This window comes from Nonomuraea sp. NPDC050540 (assembly GCF_044457485.1).
Classification (GTDB): domain Bacteria; phylum Actinomycetota; class Actinomycetes; order Streptosporangiales; family Streptosporangiaceae; genus Nonomuraea.
In genome coordinates, this window is sequence record NZ_JBITHA010000008.1 from 278,439 (window position 1) to 297,407 (window position 18,969).

21 protein-coding genes and 1 tRNA gene are annotated in these 18,969 nt (G+C 69.5%); 5 read left to right on the forward strand and 17 right to left on the reverse strand.

From position 1 onward, the window contains the following. Positions 1-4 precede the first annotated feature (4 nt). Together ACIBI5_RS28190 and ACIBI5_RS28195 are read left to right on the forward strand one after the other, a co-directional pair. Positions 5-1,345: a PQQ-binding-like beta-propeller repeat protein gene (locus ACIBI5_RS28190; RefSeq protein ID WP_397251745.1), complete on the forward strand. Its 1,341-nt coding sequence runs from the start codon at positions 5-7 to the stop codon at positions 1,343-1,345. Between the two features lie 57 nt (positions 1,346-1,402). Beyond that, entirely contained in the window at positions 1,403-1,774 is a 372-nt protein-coding gene (locus ACIBI5_RS28195; protein ID WP_397251746.1) for a hypothetical protein, read from the forward strand. 9 nt (positions 1,775-1,783) lie between these two features. Here the strand turns inward: ACIBI5_RS28195 and ACIBI5_RS28200 are convergent, their stop codons facing one another. Then, complete coding sequence (locus ACIBI5_RS28200) at positions 1,784-2,206, reverse strand: SgcJ/EcaC family oxidoreductase (RefSeq protein WP_397251747.1); 423 nt, start codon at positions 2,204-2,206, stop codon at positions 1,784-1,786. A 143-nt stretch (positions 2,207-2,349) separates the two neighbouring features. On the opposite strand from ACIBI5_RS28200, the gene ACIBI5_RS28205 reads away from it, so the two are divergent. Together ACIBI5_RS28205 and ACIBI5_RS28210 are read left to right on the forward strand one after the other, a co-directional pair. Continuing rightward, positions 2,350-3,396 carry a serine hydrolase domain-containing protein gene (locus ACIBI5_RS28205; RefSeq protein WP_397251748.1) on the forward strand — a complete coding sequence of 349 codons (1,047 nt, stop codon included), beginning with the start codon at positions 2,350-2,352 and terminating at the stop codon, positions 3,394-3,396. Positions 3,397-3,452: 56 nt separating this feature from the next. Next, entirely contained in the window at positions 3,453-4,700 is a 1,248-nt protein-coding gene (locus ACIBI5_RS28210) for an acetyl-CoA C-acetyltransferase (protein ID WP_397251749.1), read from the forward strand. A 313-nt stretch (positions 4,701-5,013) separates the two neighbouring features. On the opposite strand, the gene ACIBI5_RS28215 is transcribed toward ACIBI5_RS28210, so the two are convergent. The 3 genes from ACIBI5_RS28215 to ACIBI5_RS28225 form a co-directional block, all read right to left on the reverse strand. Continuing rightward, the gene (locus ACIBI5_RS28215) at positions 5,014-5,424 is read right to left on the reverse strand and encodes a PPOX class F420-dependent oxidoreductase (protein WP_397251750.1); all 411 of its coding nucleotides are present in this window, start codon (positions 5,422-5,424) and stop codon (positions 5,014-5,016) included. Between the two features lie 76 nt (positions 5,425-5,500). Beyond that, complete coding sequence (locus tag ACIBI5_RS28220; protein WP_184967573.1) at positions 5,501-5,734, reverse strand: DUF4287 domain-containing protein; 234 nt, start codon at positions 5,732-5,734, stop codon at positions 5,501-5,503. Between the two features lie 157 nt (positions 5,735-5,891). Beyond that, entirely contained in the window at positions 5,892-6,686 is a 795-nt protein-coding gene (locus ACIBI5_RS28225) for a Bax inhibitor-1/YccA family protein (RefSeq protein ID WP_397251751.1), read from the reverse strand. A gap of 140 nt (positions 6,687-6,826) precedes the next feature. On the opposite strand from ACIBI5_RS28225, the gene ACIBI5_RS28230 reads away from it, so the two are divergent. Further along, positions 6,827-7,480 carry a class I SAM-dependent methyltransferase gene (locus ACIBI5_RS28230; protein ID WP_397251752.1) on the forward strand — a complete coding sequence of 218 codons (654 nt, stop codon included), beginning with the start codon at positions 6,827-6,829 and terminating at the stop codon, positions 7,478-7,480. A gap of 56 nt (positions 7,481-7,536) precedes the next feature. On the opposite strand, the gene ACIBI5_RS28235 is transcribed toward ACIBI5_RS28230, so the two are convergent. The 13 genes from ACIBI5_RS28235 to ACIBI5_RS28295 form a co-directional block, all read right to left on the reverse strand. Then, a tRNA-Leu gene (locus ACIBI5_RS28235) sits at positions 7,537-7,609 on the reverse strand. Positions 7,610-7,658: 49 nt separating this feature from the next. Then, a complete protein-coding gene (def, locus tag ACIBI5_RS28240) occupies positions 7,659-8,183 on the reverse strand; it encodes a peptide deformylase (protein ID WP_397251753.1) in 525 nt (174 codons plus the stop codon). Positions 8,184-8,267: 84 nt separating this feature from the next. After that, a complete protein-coding gene (locus ACIBI5_RS28245; protein WP_397251754.1) occupies positions 8,268-8,780 on the reverse strand; it encodes a glycine cleavage system protein R in 513 nt (170 codons plus the stop codon). A gap of 26 nt (positions 8,781-8,806) precedes the next feature. Continuing rightward, positions 8,807-10,123: an NAD(P)/FAD-dependent oxidoreductase gene (locus ACIBI5_RS28250; protein WP_397251755.1), complete on the reverse strand. Its 1,317-nt coding sequence runs from the start codon at positions 10,121-10,123 to the stop codon at positions 8,807-8,809. Between the two features lie 95 nt (positions 10,124-10,218). Further along, the gene (locus ACIBI5_RS28255; protein ID WP_397251756.1) at positions 10,219-11,013 is read right to left on the reverse strand and encodes a uracil-DNA glycosylase; all 795 of its coding nucleotides are present in this window, start codon (positions 11,011-11,013) and stop codon (positions 10,219-10,221) included. Positions 11,014-11,053: 40 nt separating this feature from the next. Next, positions 11,054-12,058 (reverse strand): hypothetical protein, encoded by a 1,005-nt coding sequence (locus ACIBI5_RS28260; RefSeq protein WP_397251757.1) that lies wholly within the window; start codon positions 12,056-12,058, stop codon positions 11,054-11,056. Further along, entirely contained in the window at positions 12,055-12,384 is a 330-nt protein-coding gene (locus tag ACIBI5_RS28265; RefSeq protein WP_397251758.1) for a PadR family transcriptional regulator, read from the reverse strand. Before ACIBI5_RS28265 ends, ACIBI5_RS28260 begins: the two co-directional genes overlap by 4 nt. 104 nt (positions 12,385-12,488) lie before the next feature. Next, entirely contained in the window at positions 12,489-13,652 is a 1,164-nt protein-coding gene (locus tag ACIBI5_RS28270) for a hypothetical protein (RefSeq protein ID WP_397251759.1), read from the reverse strand. Between the two features lie 172 nt (positions 13,653-13,824). Beyond that, entirely contained in the window at positions 13,825-14,760 is a 936-nt protein-coding gene (locus ACIBI5_RS28275) for an exopolyphosphatase (RefSeq protein WP_397251760.1), read from the reverse strand. Then, positions 14,757-15,245: a DUF501 domain-containing protein gene (locus ACIBI5_RS28280; protein ID WP_397251761.1), complete on the reverse strand. Its 489-nt coding sequence runs from the start codon at positions 15,243-15,245 to the stop codon at positions 14,757-14,759. Before ACIBI5_RS28280 ends, ACIBI5_RS28275 begins: the two co-directional genes overlap by 4 nt. After that, positions 15,235-15,663, reverse strand: a complete 429-nt coding sequence (locus ACIBI5_RS28285; RefSeq protein ID WP_397251762.1) for a septum formation initiator family protein — start codon at positions 15,661-15,663, stop codon at positions 15,235-15,237. The genes ACIBI5_RS28280 and ACIBI5_RS28285 overlap by 11 nt, the downstream gene beginning before the upstream one ends. 64 nt (positions 15,664-15,727) lie before the next feature. After that, a complete protein-coding gene (gene eno, locus ACIBI5_RS28290; protein WP_397251763.1) occupies positions 15,728-17,005 on the reverse strand; it encodes a phosphopyruvate hydratase in 1,278 nt (425 codons plus the stop codon). Between the two features lie 68 nt (positions 17,006-17,073). Continuing rightward, positions 17,074-18,963 carry a WD40 repeat domain-containing serine/threonine protein kinase gene (locus ACIBI5_RS28295; protein ID WP_397251764.1) on the reverse strand — a complete coding sequence of 630 codons (1,890 nt, stop codon included), beginning with the start codon at positions 18,961-18,963 and terminating at the stop codon, positions 17,074-17,076. Between the last annotated feature and the right edge of the window lie 6 nt (positions 18,964-18,969).

Sequence of the window (18,969 nt, forward strand, 5' to 3'; positions counted from 1 at the left end):
CCTCGTGCTCCGACCTCTCACGAAACCGGCCCTCGCCCTCGCCGTACTCGCCGCCGCCGGCTGTTCCGGCAGCGACGCGGCCACCGCCGAATTCCCCACGTGGCACAACACCGACGTCAACGCCGTCAGCCGGATGGCCGCCGCAGCGGGCGTCGTCACGACCACCTCCATGAAGCCCGACGGCAACCTCGAGACCGTCGCACTCGACCAGAGGTCCGGCAAGAAGCTGTGGCAGTACCCGGCCACGATGGCCGGACGCCTGCCCGGCATGGGCGTCTCCGCCCCCGCGATCGTGCCCGCCGCCGACGGCCGCCCCGTGGTCGTCGCGCTCGACCCGGCCAAGAAGTCCCGCTGGAACGCCACCCTCATCGCCCGCGACGGGCGCACCGGCCAGCAGAAGTGGGCCAGGCCCGTGCACTCGACGTTCGGGCCGCAGCGCTGCGGGCCGTACATCTGCCTGTCGGAGCACACCGCGCTGAGCGGCGCCCGCGTCGTCGTGCTCGAACCGGGCACCGGCAAGACCATGTGGAAACTGCCCGGCCTCGCCGAGGTCGAGTGGTCGGACGCCAACCGGGTCCTGCTGCTCAGGCTCGCGGCCAACCCCATGATCGAGTCCTACGAGCTCAAGACCGGCAAGCTCCAGTGGCAGCAGCCTTTGGAGCAGGCGCTCGGCCCCGGCATCGACATGTCGGGCGGCTGGGCCTTCGGCGCCACCGGCGACAACCTCACCGGCTACATCGCCCCCTACACCGACCCGCGCACCAAGAAGGTCTCCACGTTCGGGCTGTTCTCCATGCGGATCGGCGACGGCACCATCAACTGGATGCGGCCCTCGGTCGTCCGCGTCTACCCGAGCGGCAACCCCGGCTTCGCCCCCGTCGTCCGCCCGGTCGACCAGCAGGGCGCCTATGGCGGATTCGCCCGCCTCGACTCCGACAGCGGCCGCGTCGTCGGCCAGATCACCGCCACCCAGGTGCCCGGCTCCGGCTGGTGGCTGGCCTTCCCCGACCGCATGGACAAGCTCGGTTTCCTCAAGCACAACACCAAGGGCACCGCCTACGACCTGGCCTCGGGCAAGCCCCTGCCGATCGAGGACGAGACCGGCTGGAGCTTCTGCGTCACCGACCCCAAGCCGCTGCCCCTGCGCGGGCAGGCGCCGGGCTTCTACTCGGTGGCCGCGGTCTGCGAGTACGACCTGGCGGCGGGCAAGCGCGTCCCCGGCTCGTCCGCCCCGCCGTCGTGGTTCACCGGCAGCCAGGAGGGCTGGCGCATGTGGCGCGATGAGAAGGGCGCCCTGCACGGCGTCAACGACGGCACCCCCAACGCGCCCGGCATGTACGGATAGCGCCCCCAGGGCCGGTTCCGGGACCGGCCCCCACACCGGTTGGGTAGGGTCGCACGCATGAGACGACTCCCGGCCGTTCTCGTCGCGGTCGTTCTCGCCTCTGGCTGCGGCACCATCCAGGAGGCAGGAGCCATCCTCAACGCGACGGAGGCCTGCGACGAGGCGACCAAGGTCGCCGACGACCTCCTGTCGAAGATCCCCGGCCTGGCGGGCAATCCCCCCGAACTGGACAAGGCCGTGGACGCGGCGGCGGAGCGGCTGAAGAACATCGGCGTCAAGTCCGGCAACGCCACGCTCAACGACGCCCTGAGCGCCCTGGCCCGCTCCTACCAGGAGACCGAGGTCACCGACGTTCCGGCCGCCATCCAGAAGATCCGCTCGGAGACCACCGGCTCGCTCCAGGTCATCACCCGGGCCTGCGGCAACTGACGTCCCCGCTCAACGCGGGCGGCTGGCGGGCTGGAACCTGAAGGACACGGCCTCCATCAGCGGCTTGCGCCGGGTCTTCTGCACGGCCGCGATCCGCCACTCGCCGTCGCCTTCGCGCACGAGTGTGTACGTGGCGAGCTTGCCCAGCTTCTTGGGACGCCCCCTGCCCACCTCGCCGCGGGTGACGACCACGGCCACGTCGTCGCCGTACGTCCGGGTCTCGACGATCTCGACGTTCAGCCGGGTGCCCTTGAGGAAGCTGTCGAACAGGACCTGGTGGGCGCGGCCGATCTCGGTGCCGCCGTGGTAGACGGTGCCGACGAAGGTGACATCGGTGGCGTCCGCGGTGAAGCACGCGCCGTAGGCGGCGCCGTCGCCGCGGTTCCACGCGTCCTGGCTGCGCTGGATGACGGCCTGGATCTCGGTGGCCATGGTTACCTTCTCCCAAGAAGTTTCTGCGTTGACACATTATCTGCATAGAAGCAGAAAAACCGCAAGAGGTGTGGTTTCCCCCAGGTGAACCGGATGGCGCACCTCATGGGAGCGCGGCCCGCCCGCTCGTAGCGTTCCGGGTCATGAAGACACTGTTGATCGCCGCTCTCGCCCTCACCGCCGCCACTCCGGCCGACCAGGTCCAGGGCATGCTGGACAAGCTGGTCACCGACAAGAAGGCGACCGCCGCGCTGATCCGGGTGGAGAACAAGGCGGGCGGCTGGACGGCCGCGGCGGGTACCCGAAGCCTCGGATCGCCGGCACGGGCCAGGGCGGACGGGCATTTCCGCATCGGGAGCGTCACCAAGACGTTCGCCGCCACCGTGATCATGCAGCTCGTGGACGAGGGCAAGGTCCGGCTGGACGCGCCGGTCTCCACGTACCTGGGCGAGCAGGTCAAGGGCGCCGCCACGGTACGGCAGGTGCTCAACCACACCAGCGGCCTTTACGACTACATGCACGAGGCCGGGTACTCCACCAACCGCTGGCGCGGCAAGGACCGGTTCCGGCACTACACGCCGGCCGAACTGCTGAAGGTGGCGGACAGGGGGGAACACACGGGGCCGGGCAAAGCCTGGTCGTACTCCAACACCAACTACGTGGTCGCCGGGATGATCATCGAGAAGGTGACCGGCCGGCCCTATGGCAAGGAGGTGGAGCGGCGGATCCTGCGGCCGCTCGGGCTGACGCAGACGTCGGTGCCCGGTGACCGGCCGGGCGTGCCGTACCCGCACGCTCGCGGTTACGAGCCCGTGGACGGAAAGATGGTCGACGCGACCAGGATGAACCCGTCCCTGGACGGCGCGGCCGGCGAGATGATCTCCACCACCCGCGACCTCAACCGCTTCACCAAGGCGCTGCTGGCCGGCAAGCTCACCAGCGCGAAGTCGCTGGCGGCGATGCGGACCACCGAGGACACCAAGGCCGGGTTCGGCTACGGCCTGGGCCTGCAGAAGTACCCGCTGCCCTGCGGCAAGGCGGCATGGGGGCACAGCGGCGAGCTGATCGGTTACCTGACCTTCAGCTTCACCACCGACGACGGCGCCACGATGACGCTCTCGCTGAACCCCGGCACCGAGAAGGCCTCCACCGCCGACCTGTTCGGCATCGCCGCCAAGGCCCTCTGCTGAGAGGCGATCCCGACTGAAATATAGTTCTGGGGAATGCCAACCGAGGAGGGGCTCCCATGCCTGAGGCTGTCATCGTCGCGACCGCACGCTCGCCGATCGGCCGTGCCTTCAAAGGGTCGTTGAAGGACATCCGTCCCGACGACCTGACCGTGCAGATGATCAAGGCGGCGCTGGCCAAGGTGCCGCAGCTTGACCCGGCCACGATCGACGACATCATGCTGGGCTGCGGTCTGCCCGGCGGCGAGCAGGGCTTCAACATGGCCCGCGTCGTGTCGGTGATGCTCGGCCTGGACACCGTGCCCGGCACCACCATCACGCGCTACTGCTCCTCCTCGCTCCAGACCACCCGGATGGCCTTCCACGCGATCAAGGCGGGCGAGGGCGACGTGTTCGTCTCGGCGGGAGTCGAGACGGTATCGCGCTTCGTCAACGGCAACTCCGACTCGGTGCCGTGGCCCCAGGACACCGAGCAGCCCCGGCCCAAGCTCGAAAACTCGATCTTCGACCAGGCCCGCGCCAGGACCGCCACGTTCGCCGCCGGCGGCCAGACCTGGGAGGACCCGCGCCACCACGGCACGGTCCCGGACATCTACATCGCCATGGGCCAGACCGCCGAGAACCTCGCCCAGCTCAAGGGCATCAGCCGCCGCGAACAGGACGAGTTCGGGGTCCGCTCCCAGAACCTCGCCGAGAAGGCGCTGGCCGACGGCTTCTGGCAGAAGGACATCACGCCCGTCACCCTCCCCGACGGCAGCGTGGTCGGCAAGGACGACGGCCCGCGCGCCGGCACCACCTACGAGGCGGTCTCGGGCCTCAAGCCCGTCTTCCGCCCCGACGGCACCGTGACCGCGGGCAACTGCTGCCCCCTCAACGACGGCGCCGCCGCGGTGATCGTCATGAGCGACACCAAGGCCGCCGAGCTGGGCATCACCCCGCTGGCCCGCATCGTCTCCACGGGCGTCACGGGCCTGTCCCCGGAGATCATGGGCCTGGGGCCGGTGGAGGCGTCCAAGATGGCGCTGTCGCGCGCCGGGATGGCCATCGAGGACGTGGACCTGGTCGAGATCAACGAGGCGTTCGCGGCCCAGGTGATCCCTTCGTACCAGGACCTCGGCATCGACCTGGACCGCCTCAACGTCAACGGCGGCGCCATCGCGGTCGGCCACCCGTTCGGCATGACCGGCGCCCGCATCACCTCCACCCTGATCAACAGCCTCCAACACCACGACAGGTCCATCGGCCTCGAAACCATGTGCGTCGGCGGCGGCCAGGGCATGGCCATGCTCCTGGAGCGCCTCTCCTAGATGGTTTTCGGATCCGTTGCGGTCCTTTGATCTGTTACAGGCCTTTGGATCCATTACGGCGAAGCCACCCCCACGCCACCCGCCGCCGCCGGCGGGCGCCGATCGTGGGGGTCGCTTCTCACGTCGCACGTGGTCCCCACCGCAACGGCCCACGTATCCCGACACCGACGGCCTCGTGACCCGGCGTCTGCGGTCCTGATCACCCCGCGCCGCCCGGCCCTGCGCGCAGCACCGGCCAACCGCACGCGTCAAGGCCGACGCCGGGCCTGAGTCGCGGGCCGGCCCCCGGGTGTGAGGTGGCTGCCCGGTGGGGTCAGCCGTGGGTGTCTGGGCCGGCTTTGGTCAGGGTTATGCGGGCGACCACGCGTTGGTCGCGGATCATGGCGGAGCGGTAGTCGTCCCAGTCGGGGTGTTCGCCGGAGATGTCGCGGTAATAGGTGATCAGGTGGTCCATCGCGTCCGGTAGCGAGATGATCTCCGCCTGGCCCTCGATCTGGACCCAGTCGCCGTAGAAGCCGTCCGAGAACACGCACAGGGCGACGTTGGGGTCGCGGCGCATGTTGCGGGTCTTGGCGGCGGTCTCGCGGGTGCTGACGACGGCGTGCCCGTCCGCGTCCACGCCCACGGTCACCGGGGACATCTGCGGGCGCCCGTCGCGGTGCCGGGTGAGGAGGACGGCGTGGTGGTGGTCGCGGAGAAAGTCGCGTGCCTTGTTCAGGTCCATGGGTACATGATCGCGCGTGGCCACGTGCGCGCGCCCGTACCGGTGGCACGGGCGCGAAGGTTGGGGTTCGGGCTCTCTAGATGAAGCCCATCCGGTTACGGCGGTGCCGCTCGTGCTCGAACACGATCGCGGCGGCGTAGCCGTGGGTCAGCCCGTGCTCGTCGGCGAGCCAGTTGGCCCGCTCGTCGCACCTGAGGAAAGCCGGGCCGTTGTCGATCGCTTGGAACCACTCTGGGAGTTCGCGCCCCGTTATCGACGGGACCCTGGCGATGAGCTTTGTTTGCGTCTCCGGTGAGTGGTTCAAGGACATGGGCACCTCCACGGATTCGGGTCCTTTGCTTGACACTGCAACACGAGGTCGTGAAGTGCAACCCCCAAATCGGAAGCGTTTTGTGACTTCGCGGTCGCACACAGAGAAGGCCCCGCCGGGTGGCGGGGCCTTCAATGATCGGCTGTGACCTGGTCGATCAGTCGTCGCCGCTGAAGTAGCTCATGAAGCGGAGCACCTCGAGGTAGATCCAGACGAGGCTCAGCGTCAGCCCGAAGACGCACTGCCACGCGAACTTCTCCGGGGCGCCCTGCTTGACGCCCTGCTCGATGGAGTCGAAGTCGAGCAGGAGGAAGAAGCAGCCGAGCAGGATCATCGCGCCGCTGAAGATGATGCCGATCGGGCTGTCGGTGCGCAGGCCGAGGCCGCCAGGCATGAAGAACGCGGCGATCCAGTTGACCAGGATGAGGCCGAGCGCGCCGATCGCCGCGGCGACGACGAACCTGACCAGCTTCGGGGTGACCCGGACGATGCGCAACGTGTAGACGGCCAGGACGCCCAGGAAGGCCATCATGGTGCCGATCACGGCGTTGAGCACGATGCCCGGGAAACGCTGCTCGAAGATGCTGCTGAGCGCGCCCAGGAACACACCCTCGAAGACCGCGTAGCCCAGGATGAGCGCCGGGTTGGTGCTCTGCTTGAACGAGGCGACCAGGCCGAGGACCAGCGCGATGATCGCCGAGACCACCGCCACCGCGATGGGCACCTCGAGGATCCACGCGGCGCCCGCGGACGCGACCAGCACACCGAGCGTGATGAAGCCGCGGATGACCACGTCATCGAGGGTCATCGTCCGGTATGCGGGGCTGGCCGGCGGAGCGTACGACGGCTGGTTGTACATGTCCTGCAGGTCCTGCGGCGTCGCCGACGGGCCTGCCCAACCTTGCCCTTGGGTACTTCGGGACTTGCTGAAGACGGGGTTCTTGCTTTGCATCGCTGCCTCCACGCTGCGACCAGTGCGGTCAGCCTAAGGGACCGAGCGTCGCAGAGGTCAACTCCCGCTCGGATCTATGTGCTTTCGAGATTTCAATAACGAGTGGAGGGCGGGCGGAGTTCCCGGGTTCACTGGAGGTCGTGAGCGTTCCGCGTGACTACGACGTCAACCCGCGCAGGTTCGCGCTGGGCTCCCGCTCGCCCGCCGCCCGCGCCCTCTACGTACGGCTGGCCGAGCGCCTGCGCCCGTTCGCCAGAGTGCTGGACGTCGGCTGCGGCGACGGGAACCTGAGGGCCGAGTCGCCCCAGGTCGTCGGCCTGGACGGATCGATGACCATGCTGCGCGCGCATCCGGCGCCCCGGGTTCTGGGTGAGGCGGCGGCGCTGCCGTTCCGTGACGGGAGTTTCGACGCTGTCACGGCGGTGAACATGCTCTACCACCTCCCCGACCCGCTCCTCGCCATCCGCGAGGCGCGGCGGGTTCTGCGGCCGGGCGGGCTGTTCGTGGCCGTCACCCCCAGCCGCGCCGACTCCCCGGAACTGGCCGGGGTCTGGCGGCCCGCGGCGACCACGTTCGACGCCGAGCAGGCGCCCGCTCTCGTGGGCGAGGTCTTCGAGCGGGTGGAGGTCGAGTCGTGGGACGCCCCGTTGGTCACGCTCGGCGACCGGGCGGCGGTGCGCGACTACCTCGTGGCCCGCTTCGTCGACCCGGCGGACGCCGAGGAGCGGGCCTCCCGGGTACGCACCCCGCTGACGCTGACGAAGCGCGGCGCTTACGTATATGGGAGTTCTTAATTACACAGAGAATTCACCCGACGTGTCTTTGCAGGTCAGAGGGTAGAAATGGGCGGTGCCCCCGGCGGGATTCGAACCCGCACTACAACCCTTTTAAGGGGTTTGCCTCTGCCATTGGGCTACGGGGGCGCCGCAATCATACGAAAGGGACCATGCCTCCGAGGAGCACAACTTTGTATCAGGCGTCACAACTGTGAGGTCTGCGGTGAAGTGATAGCACTCCGGGCACTCTGTCCAGGAACAGCAGACCGTCCAGATGGTCCAGTTGGTGCTGAATACACCGGGCTTCGAAGGCATCCGCTTCGATGGTGACGAACTCCCCCGAACCCGGCAGGACGCCCTCGACCACGATGCGGGTCGCGCGGGAAACGTCGCCTGTCAGACCCGCTATCGAGGCGCAGCCCTCGCGGCCGTCCTCCCATCGGGAGGCCTCGGTCAGCCTCGGATTGACCAGTACGGTCTCGCCCGCGGCCGAACGGCTGCGCGGGTGGCGGCGGGCGTCGAAGGCGATGATGCGCCAGGAGAGCCCGATCTGCGGGGCGGCCAGGCCGGCGCCGGAAGGCTCCTTACGGAGCGTGGCCAGCAGGTCTCCGGCCGCGTTCAGCACGGCGGGATCGGCCGGTTCGACCGGCTCCGCCGTACGCGACAAGGTCGGGTGCGGCGCCCGCAGGATCTCCCTGACCGCACCCTCGCCGACGATCACCACACACCCCGGCGGGTCGGAAACGCGGCACGGACCGGCACAGTGGCCTCCTGTGGTGGGTGGGCGGCGCTGGAATCCCCGTCTTCACAGCAGATCCGGTTCCATGGGACGGAAGGTGATCTCCGAGTCGAGCCCGGAGCCCACGGCGGCCAGGCGGCGCATGAGCCCGGCCACGTCCACCTCGGCGGGCAGGTCGACGTCGGCGATGAGCACGTAGAGGCGGCCGGTGAGGCGGGTGCTCATGCCCGTGATGTTGCCGCCGACCGAGGCGAGCACGGCGCTGACGGCCGAGATGATGCCCGGCCGGTCGGGGCCGTGGACGGTCAGGACGTAGCCGATGCCGGTGCCGGGGCAGCCGAAGTCGCGCCTGGCCTCGACCGCCGAGACCATCACCACCAGCTCGGGCTGCGACAGGTGACGGGTCAGCTCCCTGGTGTCGAGCTCGCCCGAGACGAGCAGCATCATCGCCACGTGACCGCCCAGGAGGGTCATCGTGGAGTCCTGGATGTTCGCTCCGCACTCGGCGAGCGCCCCTGTCACCGCCGCGATCACGCCGGGCCTGTCGACGCCGAGCACGGTCACCGCTGAGAGCCCCAACCCAGGATCTCCTTCTCGATCACGCCTTAGCGGCGCATGGTCGCCACCGCGGCCCTGAACCCGTCACGCGGGTGCTCCATCTCGCCCAGCGAGATCGTCTCGCGCTTGAAGAAGAGCGCGAGAGTCCAGTCGACGACGACGCGGACCTTGCGGTTCAGCGTGGGCACCCGGGACAGATGGTAGGTGCGGTGCATGAACCATGCAGGGAATCCGCGAAGCTTGACCCCGTAGACGTTGGCGACACCCTGGTGAAGGCCGAGTCCGGCGACCGATCCGACGTACTTGTGGCGGTATTCGACCAGTTCCTGCCCGCGCAGGCTGCGGACGACGTTGTCGGCCAGAACCTTGGCCTGGCGCACCGCGTGCTGGGCGTTGGGCGCGCAGTACTCGCCCGGGTTGGTCACGTCGGGCACGCCGGCGGAGTCACCGGCGGCGAAGGCGTCACGGACGCCGGCGACCGTGAGCATCGTGGTGGTCTTGATCCGGCCGCGTTCGTCGACCGGGAGCCCGCCTTCGGCCACGATCGGGCTGGGCTTGACGCCGGCCGTCCACACGAGCGTCTCGGCGTCGAACTCGGTGCCGTCCGAGAGCACCACGTGGCCGTCCTCGCAGGACTCCAGGCGGGTCTCCAGCTTCACCTCGATGCCGCGCTCGCGCAGCTGCTCCAGCGTCCACTTGCCCATCTCGGGGCCGACCTCGGGCAGCACCCGGGCGGTCGCCTCGACGAGCACCCAGCGAATGTCGGCGGCCTTGATGTTGCGGTAGTAGCGGGTGGAGTGCTTGGCCATGTCCTCCAGCTCGGCCAGGGCCTCCACCCCGGCGAAGCCGGCGCCGACCACGACGAAGGTGAGCGCGCGGCGGCGTACCTCGGGGTCCTCGCTCGACTCGGCCACGTCCAGCAGGTGCAGGACGCGGTTGCGCAGCGCGATGGCCTCGCCGACGGTCTTGAAGCCGATGCCGATGTCGGTCAGGCCGGGGATCGGGAGCGTGCGCGAGATCGAGCCGGCGGCCATGACGATGACGTCGTAGGCGATCTCGCGGGGCGCGCCCTCCGGAGGCTCGAAGGTGACGGTGCGCTCGCCGTGGTCGACCTTGGTGACCCGCCCGTTGAGTATGCGCACCTTGGGCAGCACCCGCCGCAGCGGGGCGACCACGTGCCGGGGCGAGAGGTTTCCCGCGGCGGCCTCGGGGAGGAACGGCTGGTAGGTCATGTAGGAGTTGGGGTCGATGATCGAGACGCGCACGCTGCCGTCGCGCAGCTCCCTGCGGAACTTGCGCTGCAGCCGAAGCGCGGTGTACAGGCCGACGTATCCGCCGCCGACAATCAAGATGTGCTTGTTCATCTTGAAGCCCCATCCCTCGTGGAATGCTTGTGAAAGCATTCACAAGCTTACGCCGGGGGCGCGGGAAAACGCCAATCCCCTGGGCATGGCGCGCGTCACACCGACAGTTCGCGGGCCCTGCCGAAGACGTCGTCCAGCATTTCCGCGGTGACCCTGCCGGTGAAGGTGTTCTGCTGGCTGGGGTGATAAGTCCCGAGCAGCGTGACCGGCGTCTCGCCATGTGAGACCTTCACCTCGACGCCGTGCCCGAACGCCGGCCGGGGGCGCGGCAGCTCGTATCCGGCCTCGCGCAACGCCGGCCACATCGCCTGCCAGGCGAATCCCCCCAGCGCCACCACGACCCGCACGCTCGGCGCGCACAGCGCCATCTCACGGGCCAGCCAGGGGAAGCAGGCGTCCCGCTCCCCCGTCGTCGGCTTGTTCTCCGGCGGGGCGCAGCGCACCGCCGCCATCATCCGCGCGCCGACGAGCTCCTGCCCGTCGCCCGCGTGCGTGCTGGTCTCCTGTACGGCCAGCCCCACCCGATACAGCGAGGCGAACAACCAGTCGCCGCTGCGGTCCCCCGTGAAGATGCGCCCCGTCCTGTTGCCCCCGTGGGCCGCCGGCGCCAGCCCCACCAGCAGCACGCGCGGCTCGGAGGCGCCCCACCCGGCGATCGGGCGCCCCCAGTACGTCTCGGTCGCGAACGCGCGCCGCCGCACCTCGGCGACTTCCTCCCGCCAGGCCACCAGACGGGGGCACGCACGGCAGACCGACTGCCTGGCGGCGAGCTCCGTGAGGGTGCTGCTGGTGGCGGCGAGGCGGCGCACGTCCGCGGGATCGCGGGCGACCGGCGTCTCGGCGGTGGCCGGGTCGCCGGGCCAGCCGGTGCCAGGAGGTACGAAGCTCATGACACCGATGGTGCCCGATCAGCGGTGATCGGGCGGCCCTTCAGCGGGTCCTGGAGGGGCTGGAGGTGCCCGTGGGCGACTCTGACGGGCTCGGCTCGCTCTTGGCGGACTCCGACGGCTTCTCCGGCGAGCGCGGCGCCTCGGACGCGGTCACGCCCGGCTCGGGCGTGCTGAGGGCCGCGCTCGGCTCCGGCGTTCTGAAGGCCGCGCACGGGCGCGTCGTCGGCGGGGCCGAGGCCTGGCCGCCCGGCTCGTCGAGCTGGACGTCCGGGTCCTCGACCAGCGGCAGCGGGAAGCGGTTGAGCACCGGCTCGCCACAGCTGCGGTCCACGCGGTAGCCGAATTGGTCGGGGCTGGTGGTGATCGGCTGGCCGTCCTGGTCGTAGAGCAGGACGTCGGACAGCGGGGTGCCGTCCTTGGCGTAGGGCTTGATGTTGTAGACGGTGTCACCGAAAGCGGCTGGCTCCATCTCCACCGGCCTGTTCATCGTGTACGCCAGGTGCTCGTCCCGGGAGCTCCAGGTCGACGCGGTCGCCAGGCCGCCGAGGATCACGAGGGCGACCAGGGCGTTGGCCGCGATGGTGAAGCCGCGCAGGACCCGGCCGGAGGCGTGCCTGCCGTACCAGATGGAGCCGAGGATCGCCCCGATCACCAGCAGGAGGTCCACCGGGTTGCCCGGCACGAGCCGCACGGGCCCGATCACCGAGACCGCGCCCATCGCGGCCGCGTAGCCGCGCAGGACCCACCACCCCGGCCGCAGCTGCGGCATGAAGGCGACGACCTCCTGGTAGGCCGACTGGCGGCGCAGCCACGCCAGCGCGGGGGCGAACCTGCGGCGCTCGCGCGGGCTCTGCGGGCGGCCCCCGTAGGCGGCCACGAGCTCCTCCGCGTAGGCCCCGGGCGGGCCGAGCCGCTCTTCGAGCGGCAGTTCCGACTCCTCCGCGATCTCCGCGAGGTGGTCGTCGAGGTCTTCGAGGAGCTCGTCCCGATCGGGGTGATCGGCCAGAGCCTCGCGTACGGCTTGCGCGTACTGGGCCGGGGTCATCGTGCGCTCCCCTCCGTGAGCAGGTTCGCCATCGTGGCGGAGAAGGTGGTCCAGGTCTTGGCCTGCGCCGCGTACATGCCGCGGCCTACCTCGTTCAGCCCGTAGTACTTGCGGTGCGGGCCCTCGTCGGAGGCGACCACGTAGGAGTTGAGCGCGCCGGCCTTGAACAGGCGGCGCAGCGTGCCGTACACGGAGGCGTCGCCGACCTCGTCGAGCCCGGCGTCCCTGAGCCTGCGCACGACGTCGTAGCCGTATCCGTCGCGCTCGCCGAGCACGGCGAGCACGGCCAGGTCCAGCACGCCCTTGAGGAGCTGGCTGTTATCCACGCGATGCACACTACTGTGCAATGCGTAATAGTGGCAAGAAGAAACCGGACGGCGCCACGGTGGGCGCCGTCCGGCCTCAGATCAATCCTGGTTCTCGCTCAGCGTCAGAGCTTCGGAGCCTCAGGGGTCTTGCTGTCCGTGGGCGTCGGCGTCGGCGCGGGGGTCGACAAGCAGCCCACGTAGCGGTCGGCGGAGGAGTCGCTGTTGTTCGGCCCGGAGACCGACAACGTGATGACGCCACCGTCGCGCGCGGCACCCGTCAGGGCGTGGTCCGGCAGCGAGACTCGCTCAGAACCGCCGTGGTAGCCGAAGTAGGCGGTGCCACGGTAAACGGTGCTGCCGTTGACCGACCACGAGTACTCGACGCGGGCGCGGCCGGTGGAGCTGACCGTGCCGGAAGCGTCGACCCTGCAGGCGGTCTGGTTGGTGACCGCGGACACGTTCGAGGCCGAGACCTTCACGGCCGGGGCCTCGTCCTTGCACCACACCTTGTAGTAGGCGCGGTTGGAGGACGTGCTGTCCGGGCCGAGAATCTCCAGAACCGCGGAGCCGCGGTGGCTGTACCTCGGCGAGAAGCCGAAGTAGACCTTGCGGGCGTCCCAGACCTTGATCTTGCCGTAGTCGACGACGTGACCGTTGAGGACCCAGCGGTAACGGACCCAGGTCGGGTCGGAAACCCTGATCAGGCCAACAAAGTCGATCTTGTCGCCAGGGGTGCAGGAACCGACGTAGCTGTCGGGGCTCGCCCAAGCGCGCGCCCAGACCTGCGGGTCCTTGTCAGTGCGGACCGGGCCCTTGTGGCAGTTGACGTCGAAGTAACCCTTGCGGGACGTCACCTTCCGCGGGCTCAGGACCTGGAGGGCCTCCCAGCCCTGGACATCCTCGTCGAAGTCGATGCTCGTCTTGACGTTGATGTACTTGGTGCCCTTGCCGACCTTGACGGTCTTCACGCCGCTCTTGGAGCCGTCGCCGTGCAGCCACCGGTACGAGACCTTGGCGCCCTTGGACGAGGAAACCTTGATGCGGGACGTGACATCGACCTGAACAGGACAGGCACCCTCGTAGGAACGAGGGTTGGCCTTGGGCGTCAAAACCGACACCTTGGCCTTGGAGGAGGTCACCTTGGCGCCGGCCGTGGTGGCCTTGCTCGCCGAGGCGGTCGAGGCCGCGGATGCCGGGGTGGCCATAAGACCCGACACCATGGCGGCCAGCACGGCGGTGGTGGCGCCGAGCGCCGCCACCCTCCGTGCCAACACAGTGGACTTCATCTGAGAGTGCTCCATTCCGTGAGGAACTAGATGCGCTCGGGAACGGTCGCCACGTCGCCACTATCTGTGCACGACAATATGGCAAAGCCCCCGTAAAGCTTCCTTACTTAAGCACAGATCAGATTGCAGTCACAATACGAATCAAGCCCGGTAACGTACCGATTTCGCGACCTTATCGGGCGACCGACCACGCAATTCCGTCGAGGATGTCGTGCTCCGAGACGATGACCTGCGAAAATGCGAACCGCCTCAGGACACGATCCAGTATCAGCGCGCCGGCCCCGATGACATCGGCCCTGCCGGGGTGCATCACCGGCACGGCAAGACGATCACCATGCGTCATCGAAAGAAGTCTGCGGGTTACTTCGTGAACCTGTTCGGTGGAAATCCGGGAGTGGTGAATTTTATCCGAGTCATATGTCGGCAGGTCGAGGGCCATACCGGCGAGCGTTGTCACCGAACCCGCGAGGCCGACCAAAGTCCGCGCCTTCTGAACCGGTACAGATTCCGTCACCCGATCCAGCGCCGCCTCGATATCGGCCACCGCGGATTCGAGTTCGGCGGCCGTCGGCGGATCGTTCCTGATGTAACGCTCGGTCAGCCGTACGCTGCCGACGTCGACCGAGATCGCCCCCTCGACCCGGTCACCGCCCACCACGAACTCCGTCGACCCGCCCCCGATGTCCAGCACCAGGTACGGCGGCCGCGCCCCCGCCTCCGGCGAGAGCCCGGCCAGGCCCCTGGTCGCGCCGGTGAAGGACAGCGTGGCCTCCTCGTCCCCGGTGACCACCTCGGGATCGACGCCGAAGATCTCGCGCACGCCCTCGGCGAACTCCTGCCGGTTGGCCGCGTCCCGCGTGGCGCTCGTGGCCACCACCCGCGTCTCCTCGGCGGCGTGGTGGTCGATCAGCTCGCGGTAACGGCGCATGGCGGCGAACGTGCGCCGCAGCGCCTGCGGGGCCAGCCGGCCGGTCCGGTCGACGTCCTCGCCCAGGCGAACGATCTCCATCAGCCGTTCGAGGTCGCGCAGCGAGTCTCCGGCCACGTCCGCGATCAGCAGGCGCACCGAGTTGGTGCCGCAGTCGACGGCGGCCACGCGCGTGCTCATACGCACGGGCCGTCCTTCCACCACTCGCCGAGCGCGTCGAGCGCCTCTTCGCCGAACGGGTTGCCGCCGGGGACCGCCAGCTCGTGCGCGACCAGCGCGTGCAGGCACTTGACCCGCAGCGGCATCCCGCCCGTGCTCTGTATGTCGCGCGGCAGCGGCTCCATGTCCTCGTCCTCGGCGGCCTTGTCACGCCGGGCGATGTAGTCCTCGTGGGCGGCCTGGTAGGCGGCGGCCAGCTCGGGGTCCTCCGCCAGCCTCGCCTGCATCTCGCGCATCAGGCCGGAGCCTTCGAGCGTGCCGATGGCGGAGGTCGCCTTGGGGCAGGTCAGGTAGTAGAGCGTGGGGAACGGCGTGCCGTCGGGCAGCCGCGGCGCGGTCTCCACCACGTCGGGGTTGCCGCAGGGACAGCGGTGCGCCACCGAGCGCACGCCCCTCGGCGGGCGGCCGAGCTGCCGGGTGACCGCCTCGATGTCGCTACTTTCCACTCTGATCCTTAACCGTCTTCTCCCCTGTGGGCGCCTTCTGCCCCTTGCCGGTGTCGGCGGCCTCGATCGACTCCCACAACGTCTGGTACCACGGCGGCAGGTCCGCCTGCTCCTGCGCCGCCACCTTCTGCGGGCTCGCGTCCGGCCGCGTCACCACGTAGCACTTCTCGCCGGGGCCGCAGTAGTGCAGCCGCTCCTTGGCGGTGCGCTTGGCCCAGTTGGGGTCGCTGATCCGCCTGGACTCCTCGGCCAGTGCCTGCCGCTCGGCCTCGACCTGGGCCTTCTGTTCCTCGAGCTCGGCGATGTTGCGCCGGTTGGCGATGTACTCGCGCACCGGATAGGCCAGGCTCATCGCGATCGCGCACACCACCACCGCGAGGATGGCGGCCCGTCCGGTCAGCTGTGGTCTCTTCGCCAATGCGTCCCTCCCGGGCTGTGCTGGTAGGGCCGGCGTCCGCCGTGGACGCCGGCCGTACCCGAAACTAGCGCTGGAAGCGCGGGAAAGCCGCGCGACCCGCGTAACGGGCGGCGTCGTCGAGGAGCTCCTCGATGCGCAGCAGCTGGTTGTACTTGGCGACCCGGTCGGAGCGGGCGGGCGCGCCGGTCTTGATCTGGCCGCAGTTCACGGCGACGGCGAGGTCGGCGATGGTGGTGTCCTCGGTCTCGCCTGAGCGGTGGCTCATCATGCACTTGTAGCCGTTGCGGTGGGCCAGGTCGACCGCGTCGAGGGTCTCGGACAGGGTGCCGATCTGGTTGACCTTGACCAGCAGCGCGTTGGCGGAGCCCTCGCGGATGCCGCGCTCCAGGCGCTCGGGGTTGGTCACGAACAGATCGTCGCCGACGAGCTGCACCTTGTCGCCGAGGGCGGTGGTGATGGCCTTCCAGCCCTCCCAGTCCTCCTCGTTCAGCGGGTCCTCGATGGAGACCAGCGGGTAGTTGGCGACCAGGTCCTCGTAGAAGGCGATCAGCTCGGTGGCCGACAGGCCCTTGCCGTCGATGGTGTAGACGCCGTCCTTGTGGAACTCGGAGGCGGCCACGTCGAGCGCGAGCCCGATGTCCTCGCCGGGCGTGTAGCCGGCCTTCTCGATCGCGACCAGGATGAGGTCGAGCGCGTCGCGGTTGGAGGGCAGGCTGGGGGCGAAGCCGCCCTCGTCGCCCAGGCCGGTGGCGTAGCCCTTCTCCTTCAGCACGCCCTTGAGCGCGTGGTAGACCTCGGTGCCCATGCGCACGGCCTCTTTGAAGCTCGACGCGCCGATCGGGGCGATCATGAACTCCTGGATGTCCACGTTGGTGTCGGCGTGGGCGCCGCCGTTGAGGATGTTCATCATCGGGACGGGCAGCACGTGCGCGTTGGGGCCGCCCACGTAGCGGAAGAGCGGCAGTTCGGCGCTTTCGGCGGCGGCCTTGGCCACGGCCAGCGAGACGCCCAGGATGGCGTTGGCGCCCAGCTTGGACTTGTTGGGCGTGCCGTCCAGGTCGATCATGATCTGGTCGACGATCCGCTGGTCCTCGGCCTCGACCCCGTGCACCTCGTCGAAGATCTCGTCGGTGACCGCGAGCACGGCCTTCTCGACGCCCTTGCCGAGGTAGCGCTCGCCGCCGTCACGCAGCTCGACGGCCTCGAACTGACCGGTGGACGCGCCGCTGGGCACCGCCGCGCGGCCGGTGCTGCCGTCGTCGAGCACCACCTCGACCTCGACGGTGGGGTTACCACGAGAGTCGAGGATCTCGCGGGCGTAGACGACCTCGATGGTAGCCACGTCAAAGCTCCTAGAGTCGAAAGGGCAGTTCGCTCCCAGAGCCTATCGAGGTCTACCAGCCGGTACGGCTACCACCCCACAAGGTCCCAAACCGCCATCTCCTCGTCAGGTTTGGCCACCACCACGGACTTCCTGCCGTTGAACTGACCGATCGCCAGGGCGGTGGCGCGCCCGCTCGACGCGGGCAGATCCCTGACCCGCCTGCACGTGCGCGGATCCCAGACGCTCAGCCCGTCGATGCCGGTGACCAGCGCGCCCTTGGTCAGCGCGAAGTCGTCGATGGGCATGGCCGGGGAAGCCCCCTTGGAGGGGACCTTCACGGTGCACCGCTGCCGCTGCCCCTCTTGGTCGTAGATCTTCACGCCGACCCCCTCGACGCGGACCGCGACCAGCCCGTCGGCCGCCTCGATGCCGGAGGCGGGCGACCCCGGCTCGACGACCGCCCTGGGCTTGACCTTGGTGCTGCTCCACGGGTCGATGCGCTGCAGGATCCCCTTGCTCATGATCGCGAACACGTTCGTGCCGGCGCCCGCCCAGGCCACGTCGTGGACCGACTGGCCCACCCGCCACAGGCTCGACTGCTTGCCGCTGGCCAGGTCCCAGGCCTGCATGCGGCCGTCGGCGCAGCTCACGTACGCGGAGGCGCCTTTCTGCGAGGGCACGACGGACATCGCCGAACGGCCCCCGCCCCGGCACGCCCTGATCGTCTCGACGGCGTTGCCCCGTCCGGGCTGCCACACGCGGACCGCGCCGTCGGCCGCCGACCACACGATGGACTGCCTGGTGCCGATCTTGGTGAAGGCCAGCGAGCCGATGTCCCCGGCGCCCATCGCGACGGAGTTGATGATCTCGCCGCTGTCGGGTTCCCACAGCTCGATGCGCTTGCTGCTCTCGTTGGCCGCCGCCACCAGGCTCCCGTCGCCCAGGGAGCCGAGCGCGATCTTGGTGATCTGGTCATCGCTGTCGCCGAACGCCGTAATGCGCGGGCCGCCGTCCGCCGAGGAGGCCGCCCCGTCGTCGCCCATGGTCACCCCGCCGCCGCGCATCGTCAGCCCGATCGCGCCGCCGAACATCACCACGAGGGCCAGACCGGCCACCGCCATCCGCCGCCTGCGCCGCCTGACCCGCCGTACCGCGGGCCTGGTCTCCTCCGTACGCCTCGTCAGGGTCTTGAGCACCTCGGCCGCGCCGGGCCGGTGGGCGGGGACCTTCGCCAGGCAGGAGGTGAGCACCGAGCGCAGCGGCTCCTCGATGCCCGACAGGTCGGGAGAGGCGTTGAGGATGCGGTGCATGACCGCCGGGATCGAGTCGCCGCCGAACAACGACGTGCCGGTGGCGGCGTAGGCCATGGTGGAGGCCCAGGCGAACATGTCCGAGGCCGGTGTCACGCTCTCGCCGGAGATCTGCTCGGGCGCCATGTAGCCGGGCGTGCCGACGACGGAGCTGGTGGCGGTCGTGGCCGACTCGGGAGTACGCGCGACGCCGAAGTCGATCACCCGCGGCCCGTCGGGGCCGATGAGCACGTTGTTCGGCTTGAAGTCGCGGTGCACGATCTGCGCCTCGTGGATGGCGGCCAGCGACCGCGCGGTGGCGACGGCCAGGCCCGTGAGCGCCTCGCCGCTCATCGGCCCGTTCTGGGCCACGTACTGCTGGAGCGACGGGCCGTCCACGAACTCGCTGATCAGGTACGGCCGGTCGTCCAGGACCCCGGCCTCGATGATCCGGGCCGTGCCGTGCCCGGCGACCTTCTCCGCGGTCTCCGCCTCGGCCAGGAACCGGCGTACCGCGCGGCGGTCGTTGACCAGCCGGGCGTGCAGCACCTTCACCGCGACCTGGCCCCGCTCGGCGTCCTCCCCCAGGTACACCGAGCCCTGCCCGCCGTCGCCGAGCACGCCGATCAGGCGGTATCCCGCCACTTCACGAGGTTCGCCCGATCTCAGGCGGCGCACCTCAGCCATTCGCTA